Annotated in this window: 1 protein-coding gene; it reads left to right on the top strand. The window is 34.4% G+C overall.

Going from position 1 to position 483, the window contains the following annotated elements:
- A partial coding sequence (locus CQA53_RS11965; protein WP_220272104.1) for a polymorphic toxin type 44 domain-containing protein occupies window positions 1-483 on the top strand: 483 nt, incomplete at both ends.

Below are 483 nucleotides of genomic sequence, written 5' to 3' on the forward strand. Positions count from 1 at the left end.
TTATTGCCTATGATAATAGTCAAACTCTCAATAAATATAATTTTATCCAATTAGGATTTGAAGCTATCGATGTAGCTCATTTCATCGTAGATGAGATGAAAAGAAATGTGAGAAGTAAGGTGGCAACAATGATTAAACAATCTATTAATCTTGATGAAACGATAGTATATTCATCTCCAATGAATGCACTTACTATCTACAACCCATTGGGAAGGATTATGGTTAGTGGTGTAGGTAGAAAAAAAGCATACAAACTATGGGAAGAAGCTGTAAAATCTGAATCCATTTGGGACCACAAATGGCAAATCTCAAGGCTCTTTCCCACAATGGGACTATCACAAAAGGATTATCATAGATATATCCACAATAATATAACTTATGAGATAGGCTATGATATATGGAGCAATATCCATTATGGCTATATTGGCAAAGCAGTAGGATTTAGTGAAATTGAATTACTTTCAGGGGCTGGAGTGGCACAAG

It is taken from the genome of Helicobacter didelphidarum (assembly GCF_003364195.1).
Lineage (GTDB): Bacteria > Campylobacterota > Campylobacteria > Campylobacterales > Helicobacteraceae > Helicobacter_A > Helicobacter_A didelphidarum.